The 14,329-nt window shown below is 59.8% G+C and carries 13 protein-coding genes; 7 read left to right on the forward strand and 6 right to left on the reverse strand.

The features are described 5' to 3' along the window. Positions 1-4 precede the first annotated feature (4 nt). The 3 genes from recG (at position 5) to fpr (ending at position 4,042) form a co-directional block, all read left to right on the forward strand. Positions 5-2,086 carry an ATP-dependent DNA helicase RecG gene (recG, locus tag ABLU95_RS12605; protein ID WP_023291375.1) on the forward strand — a complete coding sequence of 694 codons (2,082 nt, stop codon included), beginning with the start codon at positions 5-7 and terminating at the stop codon, positions 2,084-2,086. Positions 2,087-2,134: 48 nt separating this feature from the next. Further along, positions 2,135-3,145, forward strand: a complete 1,011-nt coding sequence (gene glpX / locus ABLU95_RS12610; protein ID WP_023291376.1) for a class II fructose-bisphosphatase — start codon at positions 2,135-2,137, stop codon at positions 3,143-3,145. Positions 3,146-3,295: 150 nt separating this feature from the next. Continuing rightward, complete coding sequence (fpr, locus tag ABLU95_RS12615) at positions 3,296-4,042, forward strand: ferredoxin--NADP(+) reductase (RefSeq protein WP_023291377.1); 747 nt, start codon at positions 3,296-3,298, stop codon at positions 4,040-4,042. Here the strand turns inward: fpr and ABLU95_RS12620 are convergent, their stop codons facing one another. Further along, positions 4,043-4,471, reverse strand: coding sequence for a DUF805 domain-containing protein (locus ABLU95_RS12620; protein ID WP_004173894.1), 429 nt, complete (start codon positions 4,469-4,471; stop codon positions 4,043-4,045). Between the two features lie 112 nt (positions 4,472-4,583). Between ABLU95_RS12620 and ABLU95_RS12625 the strand changes: the two genes are divergently transcribed. Both ABLU95_RS12625 and tpiA read left to right on the forward strand, forming a co-directional pair. Next, a complete protein-coding gene (locus ABLU95_RS12625; protein WP_023291378.1) occupies positions 4,584-5,183 on the forward strand; it encodes a YiiQ family protein in 600 nt (199 codons plus the stop codon). Positions 5,184-5,292: 109 nt separating this feature from the next. Then, positions 5,293-6,060 carry a triose-phosphate isomerase gene (tpiA, locus tag ABLU95_RS12630; RefSeq protein ID WP_002922909.1) on the forward strand — a complete coding sequence of 256 codons (768 nt, stop codon included), beginning with the start codon at positions 5,293-5,295 and terminating at the stop codon, positions 6,058-6,060. Positions 6,061-6,151: 91 nt separating this feature from the next. Here the strand turns inward: tpiA and ABLU95_RS12635 are convergent, their stop codons facing one another. The 4 genes from ABLU95_RS12635 to zapB all read right to left on the reverse strand — a co-directional run bounded on the left by ABLU95_RS12635 (position 6,152) and on the right by zapB (position 9,868). Then, on the reverse strand, positions 6,152-7,456 hold the full coding sequence (locus ABLU95_RS12635; RefSeq protein ID WP_218810505.1) for an SLC13 family permease: 1,305 nt from the start codon (positions 7,454-7,456) through the stop codon (positions 6,152-6,154). Between the two features lie 64 nt (positions 7,457-7,520). Continuing rightward, positions 7,521-8,291: a CDP-diacylglycerol diphosphatase gene (locus tag ABLU95_RS12640; RefSeq protein ID WP_072199002.1), complete on the reverse strand. Its 771-nt coding sequence runs from the start codon at positions 8,289-8,291 to the stop codon at positions 7,521-7,523. A 189-nt stretch (positions 8,292-8,480) separates the two neighbouring features. Next, on the reverse strand, positions 8,481-9,470 hold the full coding sequence (locus tag ABLU95_RS12645) for a sulfate ABC transporter substrate-binding protein (RefSeq protein ID WP_023291381.1): 990 nt from the start codon (positions 9,468-9,470) through the stop codon (positions 8,481-8,483). A 152-nt stretch (positions 9,471-9,622) separates the two neighbouring features. Continuing rightward, positions 9,623-9,868 (reverse strand): septal ring assembly protein ZapB, encoded by a 246-nt coding sequence (gene zapB, locus ABLU95_RS12650; RefSeq protein WP_086075620.1) that lies wholly within the window; start codon positions 9,866-9,868, stop codon positions 9,623-9,625. Between the two features lie 442 nt (positions 9,869-10,310). On the opposite strand from zapB, the gene ABLU95_RS12655 reads away from it, so the two are divergent. Together ABLU95_RS12655 and glpK are read left to right on the forward strand one after the other, a co-directional pair. Next, a complete protein-coding gene (locus tag ABLU95_RS12655) occupies positions 10,311-11,162 on the forward strand; it encodes an MIP/aquaporin family protein (RefSeq protein ID WP_012967047.1) in 852 nt (283 codons plus the stop codon). A gap of 21 nt (positions 11,163-11,183) precedes the next feature. Next, complete coding sequence (gene glpK, locus ABLU95_RS12660) at positions 11,184-12,695, forward strand: glycerol kinase GlpK (protein ID WP_004873089.1); 1,512 nt, start codon at positions 11,184-11,186, stop codon at positions 12,693-12,695. A 220-nt stretch (positions 12,696-12,915) separates the two neighbouring features. On the opposite strand, the gene gltS is transcribed toward glpK, so the two are convergent. After that, the gene (gltS, locus tag ABLU95_RS12665) at positions 12,916-14,118 is read right to left on the reverse strand and encodes a sodium/glutamate symporter (RefSeq protein ID WP_023291383.1); all 1,203 of its coding nucleotides are present in this window, start codon (positions 14,116-14,118) and stop codon (positions 12,916-12,918) included. Positions 14,119-14,329: the final 211 nt, after the last annotated feature.

Here is a 14,329-nt window from a genome sequence, read left to right on the forward strand (position 1 = left end):
CCCGATGTCAGGCCGCCTGTTAGATGCCGTTCCGCTCAGTTCACTCACCGGTGTCGGGGCTGCGCAGAGCAGCAAGCTGGCGAAGATCGGCCTGCATACGGTACAGGATCTGCTGCTGCACCTGCCTTTGCGCTACGAAGATCGCACCCATCTTTACCCGATAGCCGATCTGCTTCCCGGCGTTTATGCCACCGTGGAAGGCGAAGTGCTCAACAGCAATATCACCTTCGGCGGCCGCCGAATGATGACCTGCCAGATCAGCGACGGCACCGGCATCCTCACCATGCGCTTTTTCAACTTCAACGCGGCGATGAAAAACAGCCTCGCGACCGGTCGACGCGTGCTGGCCTACGGTGAAGCCAAACGCGGGAAGTACGGCGCCGAAATGATCCACCCGGAATATCGCGTCCAGGGCGATATGAGCACCCCGGAGCTGCAGGAGACCCTAACGCCGGTCTATCCGACTACCGAGGGCATTAAGCAGGCGACCCTGCGCAAGCTCACCGATCAGGCGCTCGAGCTGCTGGAGACCTGCGCTATCGGCGAACTCCTGCCGCCGGAGCTGGCGCAGGGGATGATGAGCCTGCCGGAGGCGCTGCGCACCCTGCATCGTCCGCCGCCATCGTTATTGCTTAGCGAGCTGGAAAGCGGCAAGCACCCGGCGCAGCAGCGCCTGATTCTGGAAGAGCTGCTGGCGCACAACCTCAGCATGCTGGCGCTGCGGGCAGGCGCCCAGCGCTATCACGCCCTGCCGCTCGGCGCCAACGATACCCTGAAAAATCAGCTGCTGGCCTCCCTGCCCTTTAAGCCCACCGGCGCGCAGGCGCGGGTCACCGCCGAGATCGAGCGCGATATGGCGCTGGACGTGCCAATGATGCGCCTGGTGCAGGGCGACGTCGGCTCCGGTAAAACGCTGGTCGCCGCCCTGGCCGCGTTGCGCGCTATCGCCCACGGCAAACAGGTGGCGCTGATGGCGCCCACCGAACTGCTCGCCGAGCAGCACGCCAATAACTTCCGCAGCTGGTTTGCACCGCTGGGCATTGAAGTCGGCTGGCTGGCGGGCAAACAGAAAGGCAAAGCCCGCCAGGCGCAGCAGGACGCGATCGCCAGCGGCGAGGTGCAGATGATTGTCGGCACCCACGCCATCTTCCAGGAACAGGTGCAGTTTAATGGCCTGGCGCTGGTGATTATCGACGAACAGCACCGCTTCGGCGTACACCAGCGGCTGGCGCTGTGGGAGAAAGGTCAGCAGCAGGGTTTTCATCCGCATCAGCTGATCATGACCGCCACGCCGATCCCGCGCACCCTGGCGATGACCGCCTACGCCGACCTCGATACCTCGGTTATCGACGAGCTGCCGCCGGGCCGAACCCCGGTGACCACCGTCGCCATCCCGGACACCCGGCGCAGCGATATTATCGACCGCGTGCGCAACGCCTGCACCCACGAAGGCCGCCAGGCCTATTGGGTCTGTACCCTCATCGAAGAGTCCGATCTGCTGGAGGCCCAGGCGGCGGAAGCCACCTGGGAGGAGCTCAAGCTGGCGCTGCCGGAGCTGAATATCGGTCTGGTGCACGGGCGGATGAAACCGGCGGAAAAGCAGGCGGTGATGCAGGCTTTCAAGCAGGGCGAAATGCACCTGCTGGTAGCCACGACGGTCATTGAAGTCGGTGTCGACGTGCCGAACTCGAGCCTGATGATTATCGAAAACCCGGAACGTCTGGGCCTGGCGCAGCTGCACCAGCTCAGAGGGCGCGTCGGGCGCGGCGCGGTCGCTTCCCACTGCGTGCTACTCTATAAATCGCCGCTCTCTAAAACGGCGCAGAAGCGTCTGCAGGTGCTGCGCGACAGCAATGACGGTTTCGTCATCGCCCAGAAAGACCTTGAAATTCGCGGTCCCGGCGAGCTGCTCGGCACACGCCAGACCGGCAACGCCGAGTTTAAAGTGGCGGATTTACTGCGCGATCAGGCGATGATCCCCGACGTTCAGCGCATTGCGCGCCACATTCATGAACGCTATCCGCTGCAGGCCCAGGCGCTGATCGAGCGCTGGATGCCGGAAACCGAACGCTATTCCAACGCGTAGCGCGCTTTTGCCGCGCTGCGGGCAATTTTTCTACACAATGAGTGGATTATGAAACGAGAACTGGCCATCGAATTTTCGCGTGTCACCGAAGCCGCCGCGCTGGCGGGCTATAAATGGCTGGGCCGCGGCGATAAAAACTCCGCCGACGGCGCAGCGGTGAACGCCATGCGCATTATGCTTAACCTCGTCAATATCGACGGCACCATCGTCATCGGCGAGGGCGAAATCGATGAAGCGCCGATGCTCTATATCGGCGAAAAAGTGGGCACTGGCAAGGGCGATGCGGTGGATATCGCCGTCGATCCCATCGAAGGCACCCGGATGACGGCGATGGGCCAGGCTAACGCCCTGGCGGTGATGGCGGTCGGCGATAAAGGCTGCTTCCTCAACGCGCCGGATATGTATATGGAAAAGCTGATTGTCGGCCCGGGCGCTAAAGGCGCTATCGACCTCAGTCTGCCGCTGGAAGAGAACCTGCGCAATATCGCCCGCGCGCTGAACAAGCCGCTGGGCGAGCTGACCGTCACCGTGCTGGCGAAACCGCGCCACGACGCGGTGATTGCTCAGCTGCAGCAGCTGGGCGTGCGCGTGTTCGCCATTCCCGATGGCGACGTCGCGGCCTCCATTCTCACCTGCATGCCGGATAGCGAAGTCGACGTGCTGTACGGCATCGGCGGCGCGCCGGAAGGGGTGGTTTCCGCCGCGGTGATCCGCGCGCTCGACGGCGATATGCAGGGCCGCCTGCTGGCTCGTCACCACGTGAAGGGCGACAGCGAAGAGAATCGTCGCATCGGTGAAAACGAGCTGGCGCGCTGCAAAACCATGGGCATCGAAGCGGGTAAAGTGCTGCGCCTTGATGAAATGGCGCGCAGCGATAACGTCGTCTTCTCCGCCACCGGCATCACCAAAGGCGATCTGCTGGACGGCATCACCCGTAAGGGCAATATGGCCACCACCGAGACGCTGCTGATCCGCGGCAAGTCGCGCACCATCCGTCGGATCCAGTCGATTCATTACCTCGACCGTAAAGATCCGGACGTCCAGCAGCACATCCTGTAATACCGCTTTCTCTCCTCCAGGCAACCGTCCGCGGGCGGTTGTCCTGTTCTTCGTTTATATTTGATCAATAGAGCTTTCTTGCGCCTGCGGGGTGGAAATCTTGCCCGTCTGGGCCGAAGATAAAGCATCGCTTGGCAACAGGAGAAGACGATGGCGGACTGGGTTAGCGGCAAAGTGACAAAAGTGGAGTACTGGACGGACGCCTTGTTCAGTTTATACGTGCGGGCGCCGGTTCAGCCGTTTACCGCCGGGCAATTTACCAAGCTCGGGCTGGAAATCGACGGCGAACGCGTGCAGCGCGCCTACTCCTACGTCAACGCTCCCGGCAATCCCGATCTCGAGTTCTATCTGGTCACCGTCCCGGAAGGCAAACTGAGCCCGCGACTGGCGGCGCTGAAGCCGGGCGATGAGGTCCAGGTGGTGAGCGAAGCGGCTGGCTTCTTCGTCCTCGAGGAAGTACCGAATTGCGATACCCTGTGGATGCTGGCGACCGGCACCGCGCTTGGGCCTTACCTGTCGATTCTCCAGGAAGGCAAAGATCTTGAGCGCTTTAACCATCTGGTGCTGGTCCATGCCGTGCGCTACGCCGCGGACCTGAGCTATCTGCCGCTGATGCGCGAGCTTGAGCAGCGCTACGCCGGCAAATTACGCATCCAGACGGTGGTCAGCCGCGAAACCGTGGCAGGCTCGCTGACCGGCCGGGTGCCGTTCCTGATTGAAACCGGGGCGCTGGAGGAGGCGGTCGGCCTGCCGATGACCAACGACACCAGCCATGTGATGCTGTGCGGCAACCCGCAGATGGTGCGCGATACCCAACAGCTGTTAAAAGAGACCCGGCAGATGACCAAGCATCTGCGTCGCCGGCCGGGCCACATGACGGCGGAGCACTACTGGTAATCAGGCGTCCGCTTTCCAGCGCACGTCCTGGGTCTCCTTGCCGAACTTATTCTCGCCCTGGGTGCCGACAAACGCCCCCAGGTCGATCAGCATCATGACGATAATCAGCGTCGGCACAAAGCGCCCGACGCCCCACTGCCAGACCTGCGGCAGCATCGCCCAGTTCCCCGCCAGCAGCATCCACGCCAAAATCATCAGCAGCGCCCACAGTCCGGATTTGCCGCGATCGTGCAGTCGCTTCACCACCACCGCCGCCGTCGGCCACAGCAGGCAGACGATAATAAACGCCGCCGTCTGCAGATTAAGCAGATTGCTCCCTGCCAGGGTGAACAGAGCGCTCATGGTCACCAGCCAGATGGCAATCCAGATCCAGAAATCGCGGCGGCCAATGCGCCCTTTGATTGAGAATAACCACTGCTGTAGGGTCATGCGTTTTTCCTTATCATCATCGTCTGCGTAGTTTACCCTGGCGTCGTGACTTTTTGACAAGCGCCGCGCTTCCCGATTTAATCGTCAGCAGGCAAAAAAAGGAACGACGGGCATGAAGAAGTGGACAATCTTGTGTTTCAGTGGGCTGATGGGCCTTGCCGTCGGCCCGCACGCGTTGTCCGCAGAAAGCGAATCGACGACCGCTGCCCCCTACCTGCTCGCCGGCGCGCCGAGCTTTGACCTGTCGATCAGCCAGTTCCGGGAAAAATTTAACGCCGATAACCCGAAGCTGCCTCTGAATGAATTCCGTTCCATATCAACCAGCCGCGATCGGGCTAACCTGACCCGCGCCGCCAGCAAGATAAACGAAAATCTCTATGCCTCCACCGCGCTGGAGCGCGGCACGCTGAAGATCAAATCCATGCAGATCACCTGGCTACCGATCCAGGGGCCGGAGCAAAAAGCGGCGAAGGCCAAAGCGCTGGAGTATATGAGCGCCATGATCCGCGCCTTCGTGCCCACCCTTAGCCCGGCGCAGAGCCAGCAAAAACTGCAGAAACTCCTGACCGCCGGCAAAGGCAAACGCTACTTCGCCGACACCGAGGGCGCCGTGCGCTATGTGGTGGCAGATCATGGCGAAAAGGGTCTGACCTTCGCTATTGAACCGATTAAGCTGGCGCTATCTGAAACGCTGGAAGGTAACAATAAATGACAAAAAGCAAAGCCTTTCCAGTGACGAGTCTCTATACTGTTTCACAGACCATGCTGCCCTCTGGGGCGGCTATATTCCTTAATTCGCTTAAGTAGCGTGGAGAATTAAAATGCGACATCCTTTAGTGATGGGTAACTGGAAACTGAACGGCAGCCGCCACATGGTAAACGAACTGGTTGCGAACCTGCGTACCGAGCTGGCTGGCGTAAGCGGCTGTGCAGTTGCCATCGCCCCGCCGGAAATGTATCTGGACCTGGCTAAGCGTGCGGCAGAAGGCAGCCACATCCACCTGGGCGCGCAGAACGTTGACGTGAACCTGTCCGGCGCTTTCACCGGTGAAACCTCCGCCGAAATGCTGAAAGATATCGGCGCGCAGTACATCATCATCGGCCACTCCGAGCGTCGTACCTACCACAAAGAATCCGACGAGCTGATCGCGAAGAAATTCGCCGTGCTGAAAGAGCAGGGTCTGACTCCGGTACTGTGCATCGGTGAAACCGAAGCGGAAAACGAAGCGGGCAAAACGGAAGAAGTTTGCGCACGTCAGATCGACGCGGTACTGAAAACGCAGGGCGCTGCCGCTTTCGAAGGCGTGGTTATCGCTTACGAACCCGTATGGGCTATCGGTACCGGCAAATCCGCGACCCCGGCTCAGGCTCAGGCGGTGCACAAATTCATCCGTGACCACATTGCTAAAGCTGACGCCAAAATCGCTGAGCAAGTGATCATCCAGTACGGCGGTTCCGTTAACGCTGGCAACGCAGCAGAGCTGTTCACCCAGCCGGACATCGACGGCGCGCTGGTTGGCGGCGCTTCCCTGAAAGCAGACGCTTTCGCGGTGATCGTGAAAGCTGCAGAAGCGGCGAAAAAAGCCTAATCCGCTTTTCCCGGTGGCGACACGCGACCGGGATGACTGATAACTCTCTGAAGCCCGGCTTCGCACAGCGCAAGCCGGGCTTTTTTTGCCGCTACAGTTTCCCCAACAGCTGATACCAGGCGTAGTCCAGCGGCAGCAAAATCAAATAGCTCACCGCCGCCAGCGCCAGACACAGCAGCATCCCCGCCCTCGCCGGGACCTTGCCTAACCCCATCGCGACCACGATCGGCGACGCCTGATACGGCAGCAGCGGCGTGGAATAGCCCAGTACCTGAATCATAATTACGCTCAGCAACGGGAAGCCGGTGGCGTCGGCAAAGCTCTGGGCAAAGGTGGTGTAGAGCGCCGGCACGCCGTTGGCGGTCATAATAAAGTTCAGCGCGCTGGTTATCCCGGTCAGAGCGAGAAAGCTGGTGAAAGGATTGTCTTTATCCAGGGGCATCACTTCCAGCAGCGCATTGCCCACCACGCCGCCAATCCCGGTTTGGGTGACGGTGATCGCCAGCCCCAGAATCCCGGCGACGTAGATGCAGGTGCGCATATTCACGCCGCTGGCAAACTCCTCGCCGCTGATAAAGCCCACCCGCGGCAGCAGCGTTACCACCGCCGCCGCCAGGCCGGTCCACGCCGGGCCGACGCCGTGCCAGCTCTCGGTCACCCACAGCGTGAGGACCACCGCCAGCAGCCACGCCAGACGCTTCTCGTCGCGGCTCATCGCCGGCAGCGGCGCCAGGTCGCGCGGCGGATGCGGCTTACCAGGAAACAGCCAGCAGATTAGCGCCACCAGCGCCGCCCCTTTCAGCCAGCCAAGCACCGGCGTATGCAGCAGTAAATAGGGGACATAATTCAGGTGGATACCGTACGAGCCTTCCGCCGCGCCGCTCATCACCAGATTCGGCACGTTGGCGGGCAGAATGGTCGCCGACAGCTGAAAGGTGCCGAATCCCACCGCCAGCGCCAGGCCGAACCAGCCGCGGCTACCGTCGGCAATGCCCGCCCGGCGGGCCATCGCCGCCACGATCGGCATCAGCAGCGCGATGCGCCCCATGTTGGAAGGCATCACGAACGCCAGGGCGTAGCTCAGGAGTACCACGCTGGCGACCATCCGCGGCCAGGAGTCGGTTAGCCGCGCCGACAACGCCTGCGCCGCCCGGTCCGCCAGCCCGGTTTTACGTATCGCGATGCCGAGCACAAAGCCGCTGAACACCAGCCAGAAGGCCGAGGAGGCAAAGCCGCCAAAGATCACCTCCGGCGGGGCGATTTTCGCCATCATTGCCGCAGCGAAAAACAGCAGCGCGGTGATAAACTCCGTCAGCAGCGATGTCGCCCAGAGCACAATGGTGACGCCGACAATCAGTGAAGGGAGGAACAGCGGGTGGGTAAGCCAGAGCGACATGCCTGTCTCCTGTCGTTTTTTTCAGCAAGAATACGACGACAGGTAAGACAGGTAAACGCCAGAACTAGTGGTTTGCGTTAAGGATGGCACAGCGATGATCCTGAATCTCTTCCGCCGAGGCCCGGTTCAGGGAGAGCAGGTTACGCTCCGTCGCCAGCAGCACCAGCGAGCCGTCGCTCTGCTGGGCCATCGCCAGCGCGAAGCGTCCCATATGCTGACGCGCCTCCGGCACCTCTTCCGCCAGCATCAGGAATGGGCTGCGCTGGGCCAGCTCCGCCTCCGTCACCCGGCGCGCCAGGTATTCATGGCCCTCAAGCCCACCCGGTAGCGGCAGCCAGCGGCTGCTGATCGCCGCCGCATCCTTATCTAACTGCGCGCGCACATCGGGGCGCAGGCAAGAGATATGAATATGGAAATGGTTTTGCGTGCGTCCGCTGCGCGAGTTGATTGCCAGCGATACCGCGTTATCCGGAACCGGCGCGCCGTGGCGCTGGCTCATGATTTCACGCCCCTGCCAGGCCTGCCAGAAGAAGTTGGGCGTCAGCGGATCCAACAGCAGCGGGCTTTCGGTGCCGTTAATGCGGTAGGTCGGCATCAGCAAATACTGCAGCGGGCCGTTACGGTCTTTAAACAGCACATAGCCGCCCTTGAGGTTCACTTCGGCGCACGGCGACGGGTTTTGCTGCTGTTGCTGATGGGGAACGCACTGCTGCAGAACAATCTTGCGCAACGCGTCCGGGTTGCCAGAGTGCAGCCAGTAGTAGCCGCCGGCCAGCGCCGCGAGGATCGCCACCAGCAGCGCCAGCAAAAAGTATCTTACTCTTCTCATTTTCATTCCCTGTTAAGCCTGAAGCAGAAGAGTAACGTAATTTGATGACTAAATGAAAACAGATGACGGGCGGGGCGCTTTTCCGGATGGCGTCTGGCGCGTTGCCCGGGCTACGCTGGCGGCCTGAAGGCCCGCGCAAGCACAGCCGCTGCAGGGCGATGGCAGCAAGCCCCGCCGGAGCGGGGCTGGAGAGGTTTAACGCTGGCTAATCTGGTCGAAGGTGCCGCCGTTGGAGAAGTGCGCTTTCTGCGCTTTCGTCCAGCCGCCGAACTCCTGATCGATGGTGAACAGCTTCAGTTTCGGGAATTCATTAGCATATTTCTTCGCCACGTTCGGATCGCGCGGACGGTAGAAGTTCTTCGCCGCAATCTCCTGGCCTTCCGGCGAGTAGAGATACTTCAGGTACGCTTCCGCCACCTGGCGGGTGCCTTTCTTATCCACGACTTTATCGACCACCGAAACGGTCGGCTCAGCCAGAATCGACTCACTCGGAGTCACGATTTCAAACTTGTCTTTGCCCAGTTCGTTGGTCGCCAGCAGCGCTTCGTTTTCCCAGGCGATCAGCACATCGCCGATCCCACGTTCTACGAAGGTATTAGTCGAACCGCGCGCGCCGGAGTCCAGCACTTCCACGTTTTTATACAGCGCCTTGACGAACTCCTGGGCTTTCGCCTGGTCGCCATGGTTCTGATGCAGGGCATAGCCCCAGGCCGCCAGGTAGTTCCAGCGAGCGCCGCCGGAGCTTTTCGGGTTCGGGGTAATGACCGACACGCCCGGTTTGATCAGGTCGTTCCAGTCATGGATCTGTTTCGGGTTGCCCTTACGGACGAGGAACACGATGGTGGAAGTATAGGGCGCGGAGTTATCCGGCAGGCGCTTCAGCCAGTTTTTATCGATACGACCGCGCTCGGCGATCGCGTCGACGTCGTAGGCCAGCGCCAGCGTAACCACATCCGCTTCAATACCGTTAATCACCGAGGTCGCCTGTTTGCCGGAGCCGCCGTGCGACTGGCGGATCACCACGTTGTCGCCGGTCTCCTGCTTCCAGTGCGCGCTGAACGCTTTGTTGTACTGTTCGTACAGCTCGCGCGTTGGATCATAAGATACGTTTAATAGCTGAATGTCTTTTGCCAGAACGCTGGCGGATGCCAGCAACAGAGTTAACCCTACGCCCCACTTATTCATCGCACCGCTCTCTTTATGTCGTGTTGTGATGGGCTAAGCGTGCCAGAAAGCGATTCAATGATTAAAGAATAAAAAAAGATTGGCTATAACTTGCGAGAATAAAGGAAGGGATAAGGATCACCCCCTCCCTGGCGGGAGAGGGCGCGAAGCGATTAGACTTCTTCCATGCGGCCCAGCAGCGCCTGCAGACGCTCCTGCCAGCCCTGCTGCTGCTCTTTCAGCTGGCTGTTTTCGCGCTCCAGCTCTTCACGACCATGCTGCGCGCTCTGAACTTCCTGCGCCAGGGTGTTGTTCTTTTCTTTCAGCTCTTCGATTTCCATCTGCAACAGAGTGATGGTATCAATCGCCTGCTGAACCTTAGATTCTAATTTCTCAAACACTTCTAATGACATCGTCATACCTCTCCTGAACTTGCAAGGCGTTGATAGAAACTGGTGTTTCGTATACGCGGTCCCGCCTTAACGAAAATTAGCGCACATAGCGGTGTTATCGTCGATTGTATGAATCCCCGCCTCCCCTGTCCAGCGGCAAGCCGCGCAGATTGCGGTTTGCAACACTTTTCAGTCTTTACCTGGTACTTTCAGCGCAGTTCGCTCGTACTTCATGAGCCATTGTTAATTTTATGGTTAACAAAATGCGAGGTGAAACGCTCCGGCAGCGCGCTCAATGCGCGCGAATGGCGCGAAAACGCTCATTTTCTTGACGTGGTACACACATTTGAAGTTCGATATTTCTCGTTTTTGCTCGTTAACGATAAATTAACACTATGCCTACATGGCAATATGGTCGTCTGTGACCGCCCTACATACAATAATCATCACCACGCTTCAGGATTCGATTATGAGCCAAACATCAACCTTAAAAGGCCAGTGCATCGCAGAGTTCCTCGGTACCGGGTTGTTGATCTTTTTCGGCGTTGGGTGCGTGGCTGCGCTCAAGGTCGCGGGAGCCAGCTTCGGACAATGGGAAATCAGCATCATCTGGGGTCTGGGCGTCGCCATGGCGATCTACCTGACCGCCGGGGTATCCGGTGCGCACCTTAACCCTGCGGTGACCATCGCGCTCTGGCTGTTCGCCTGCTTCGATGGCCGCAAAGTGGTTCCTTTTATTATTTCGCAATTCGCTGGCGCCTTTTGCGCTGCGGCATTAGTTTACGGGCTTTATTACAATCTTTTCCTCGATTATGAAACCACCCACCATATGGTACGCGGCAGCGTGGAAAGCCTTGATCTGGCTGGCATCTTCTCCACTTACCCGAACCCGCATATCAATTTTGTGCAGGCCTTCGCGGTAGAGATGGTGATTACCGCTATCCTGATGGGCGTCATCCTGGCGCTGACCGACGATGGCAACGGCGTGCCGCGCGGCCCGCTGGCGCCGCTGCTGATCGGCCTGCTGATCGCGGTGATTGGCGCCTCCATGGGCCCGCTGACCGGCTTCGCCATGAACCCGGCGCGTGATATCGGCCCGAAAGCCTTCGCCTGGCTGGCCGGCTGGGGTGATGTCGCCTTCACCGGCGGCAAAGATATTCCTTATTTCCTGGTGCCGCTGTGCGCACCGGTGGTCGGCGCGGCGCTGGGCGCGTTCAGCTATCGTAAGCTGATTGGCCGCCACCTGCCTTGCGACACCTGCGTGGACGAAGAGCAACAGAGCCCCTCCTCTTCCACCACTCAACATAAAGCTTCGCTGTAATCTGACTACGGGACACCGACTATGACCGACAAAAAATATATCGTTGCGCTTGACCAGGGCACTACCAGCTCCCGGGCCGTTGTGATGGATCATGATGCCAATATCGTCAGCGTCTCCCAGCGAGAATTCGAACAAATTTATCCTAAGCCAGGCTGGGTCGAACACGACCCGATGGAAATCTGGGCGTCCCAAAGCTCGACGCTGGTCGAAGCGCTGGCCAAAGCGGATATCAACTCCGATCAGATCGCGGCCATCGGTATCACCAACCAGCGTGAGACCGTGGTGGTGTGGGAGCGTGAGACCGGCAAACCGATCTATAACGCCATCGTCTGGCAGTGCCGCCGCACCGCAGAGATCTGCGAGCAGCTCAAGCGTGACGGGATGGAGGAGTATATCCGCAAGGCCACTGGCCTGGTGGTGGACCCCTACTTCTCCGGCACCAAGGTGAAATGGATCCTCGACCATGTCGAAGGTTCCCGTGAGCGTGCGAAGCGCGGTGAGCTGCTGTTTGGCACCGTGGACACCTGGCTTATCTGGAAGATGACCCAGGGTCGCGTGCACGTCACCGACTACACCAATGCCTCGCGCACCATGCTGTTCAACATCCACGACCTGGACTGGGACGACAAGATGCTCGACGCGCTGGATATTCCGCGCGCCATGCTGCCGGAAGTGCGCAAGTCGTCCGAAGTGTACGGCCAGACCAACATCGGTGGTAAAGGCGGGACCCGTATTCCTATCGCCGGGATCGCCGGTGACCAGCAGGCGGCCCTGTTCGGCCAGCTGTGCGTTAAAGAAGGGATGGCGAAAAATACCTATGGCACCGGCTGCTTTATGCTGATGAACACCGGCGAAAAAGCGGTGACCTCCACTCACGGTTTGCTGACCACCATCGCCTGCGGTCCGCGCGGCGAGGTGAACTACGCTCTGGAAGGGGCGGTGTTTATGGCTGGCGCCTCCATTCAGTGGCTGCGCGACGAGATGAAGCTCATCAGCGATGCGTTCGACTCCGAGTACTTCGCCACCAAAGTGAAGGACACCAACGGCGTGTATGTCGTGCCCGCGTTCACCGGTCTTGGCGCGCCCTACTGGGACCCGTATGCCCGCGGCGCGATTTTCGGCCTCACCCGCGGCGTGAACTCGAACCACATTATCCGTGCGACGCTGGAGTCCATCGCCTATCAGACCCGCGACGTGCTGGAAGCAATGCAGGCTGACTCCGGTATCCGTCTGCACGCCCTGCGCGTGGACGGCGGCGCGGTGGCCAACAACTTCCTGATGCAGTTCCAGTCCGATATCCTCGGCACCCGTGTGGAGCGTCCGGAAGTGCGCGAAGTCACAGCCCTGGGCGCCGCCTATCTGGCCGGGCTGGCGGTCGGCTTCTGGCAGAACCTTGATGAGCTGCAGGAGAAAGCGGTGATTGAGCGCGAATTCCGCCCGGGCATTGAAACCACCGAGCGCAACTATCGCTACAGCGGCTGGAAGAAAGCGGTGAAACGCGCCCTGGCGTGGGAAGAGCACGACGAAGCGTAAGATTGTTGAGGTATTCCCGGCTGGCGGCGTAAACGCCTTGGCCGGGATACAACCAGCAGGCCGCACACCCCGTAGCCCGGCTAAGCGTAGCGCGAGCCGGGGAGAAGCCGCGCCAACGCATAAATCCCGGGGTATCCCCGGGTTGCGGCGTAAACGCCTTACCCGGGCTACACAGCCCGCAGACCGCATAATCAGGTAGCGCACCGCCTCCGGGTTTTTATCAGCCAAACACCGGCAGCAGCAGAAACAGCTTAATCACCAGCGCGTTGACGATATCGATAAAGAACGCCCCCACCATCGGCACCACCAGGAAGGCCATGTGCGACGGGCCAAAACGGTCGGTAATCGCCTGCATATTGGCAATCGCCGTCGGCGTTGCCCCCAGACCAAACCCACAGTGGCCCGCCGCCAGCACCGCGGCATCGTAGTTTTTGCCCATCATCCGGTAGGTGACGAACACCGCATACAGCGCCATCGCCAACGCCTGGACCGCCAGGATAATAATCATCGGCAGCGCCAGGGAGGCCAACTCCCACAATTTGAGGCTCATCAGCGCCATGGCGAGGAACAGCGACAGGCTGACGTTGCCCAGCACCGACACCGCGCGATCGAACACCCGATACAACCCCGCCAGCGCCAGGCTGTTGCTAAGGATCACGCCGATAAACAGCACGCAGACGAAGGTCGGCAGCTCAAAGACGCTGCCCGCCAGCAGTTGCGCAACCACCTTGCCCAGCGTCAGACAGATGGCGATCAGGGCGATACTCTCGATCAGCACCAGCGACGTGATCACCCGCCCTACGTCCGGCTTTTCAAAGGCGGTCGGCGCCACCTGATCGTCCGGCGTCCCGTCAGGAGAGGAAGAGTGCTTCACCAGGTATCGCGCCACCGGCCCGCCGATCAGACCGCCGAGCACCAGGCCGAAGGTCGCGCAGGCCATCGCCACCTCCGTGGCATTGGCAAAACCATAGCGCTCAACGAACAGCTTGCTCCACGCCGCGCCGGTGCCGTGGCCGCCGGAAAGGGTGATAGTGCCGGCCAGCAGACCCATCAGCGGATCCAGCCCCAGCAGCTTCGCCATGCCGATACCGAGGGCGTTCTGCAGCAGCAGCAGACCAACCACCACAATCAGAAAGGTACCCAGCACCTTGCCGCCCGCCCGCAGGCTGGCGAGGTTGGCGTTAAGCCCGATGGTGGCGAAGAACGCCAGCATCAGCGGATCTTTGAGGCTCATATCGAAATCAATTTCGATATCCATACTTTTTTTTAGCACCAGCAGCGCCAGCGCCACCAGCAGACCGCCGGCAACAGGTTCAGGAATGGTGTATTGCTTGAGGAGGGGAACGGTTTGGACGAGTTTTCTGCCGAGTAACAGCACAAGCGTTGCGGCAACGAGCGTCGATAAGGTATCGAGATGAAACATAAAAAGCTCCTTATGGCGCATGATCCATTCACACGCGACGATATTCCTGGTGTCTTTAGCTTCTCATCATGAGGAGTCAGAGGGGGATTTTACGCAGAACGGCGGAAAAAATGACAGAAAAACATATTTTGTATCCTGAATGATGCGATTTAGCATACAAAATGTTAATTATCTCGTTGCGCATATTCACGGCATAAATTTTTATGGGCAA

The sequence above is a fragment of the Klebsiella sp. GG_Kp146 genome (genome assembly GCF_040061975.1).
GTDB classification, from domain to species: domain Bacteria; phylum Pseudomonadota; class Gammaproteobacteria; order Enterobacterales; family Enterobacteriaceae; genus Klebsiella; species Klebsiella quasipneumoniae.

What these genes read in the sequence shown, in the direction of transcription:
- recG (WP_023291375.1), top strand. Translation starts at nt 5, where the DNA reads ATGTCAGGCCGCCTGTTAGATGCCGTTCCGCTCAGTTCACTCACCGGT.
- glpX (WP_023291376.1), top strand. Translation starts at nt 2,135, where the DNA reads ATGAAACGAGAACTGGCCATCGAATTTTCGCGTGTCACCGAAGCCGCC.
- fpr (WP_023291377.1), top strand. Translation starts at nt 3,296, where the DNA reads ATGGCGGACTGGGTTAGCGGCAAAGTGACAAAAGTGGAGTACTGGACG.
- ABLU95_RS12620 (WP_004173894.1), bottom strand. Translation starts at nt 4,471, where the DNA reads ATGACCCTACAGCAGTGGTTATTCTCAATCAAAGGGCGCATTGGCCGC.
- ABLU95_RS12625 (WP_023291378.1), top strand. Translation starts at nt 4,584, where the DNA reads ATGAAGAAGTGGACAATCTTGTGTTTCAGTGGGCTGATGGGCCTTGCC.
- tpiA (WP_002922909.1), top strand. Translation starts at nt 5,293, where the DNA reads ATGCGACATCCTTTAGTGATGGGTAACTGGAAACTGAACGGCAGCCGC.
- ABLU95_RS12635 (WP_218810505.1), bottom strand. Translation starts at nt 7,456, where the DNA reads ATGTCGCTCTGGCTTACCCACCCGCTGTTCCTCCCTTCACTGATTGTC.
- ABLU95_RS12640 (WP_072199002.1), bottom strand. Translation starts at nt 8,291, where the DNA reads ATGAAAATGAGAAGAGTAAGATACTTTTTGCTGGCGCTGCTGGTGGCG.
- ABLU95_RS12645 (WP_023291381.1), bottom strand. Translation starts at nt 9,470, where the DNA reads ATGAATAAGTGGGGCGTAGGGTTAACTCTGTTGCTGGCATCCGCCAGC.
- zapB (WP_086075620.1), bottom strand. Translation starts at nt 9,868, where the DNA reads ATGACGATGTCATTAGAAGTGTTTGAGAAATTAGAATCTAAGGTTCAG.
- ABLU95_RS12655 (WP_012967047.1), top strand. Translation starts at nt 10,311, where the DNA reads ATGAGCCAAACATCAACCTTAAAAGGCCAGTGCATCGCAGAGTTCCTC.
- glpK (WP_004873089.1), top strand. Translation starts at nt 11,184, where the DNA reads ATGACCGACAAAAAATATATCGTTGCGCTTGACCAGGGCACTACCAGC.
- gltS (WP_023291383.1), bottom strand. Translation starts at nt 14,118, where the DNA reads ATGTTTCATCTCGATACCTTATCGACGCTCGTTGCCGCAACGCTTGTG.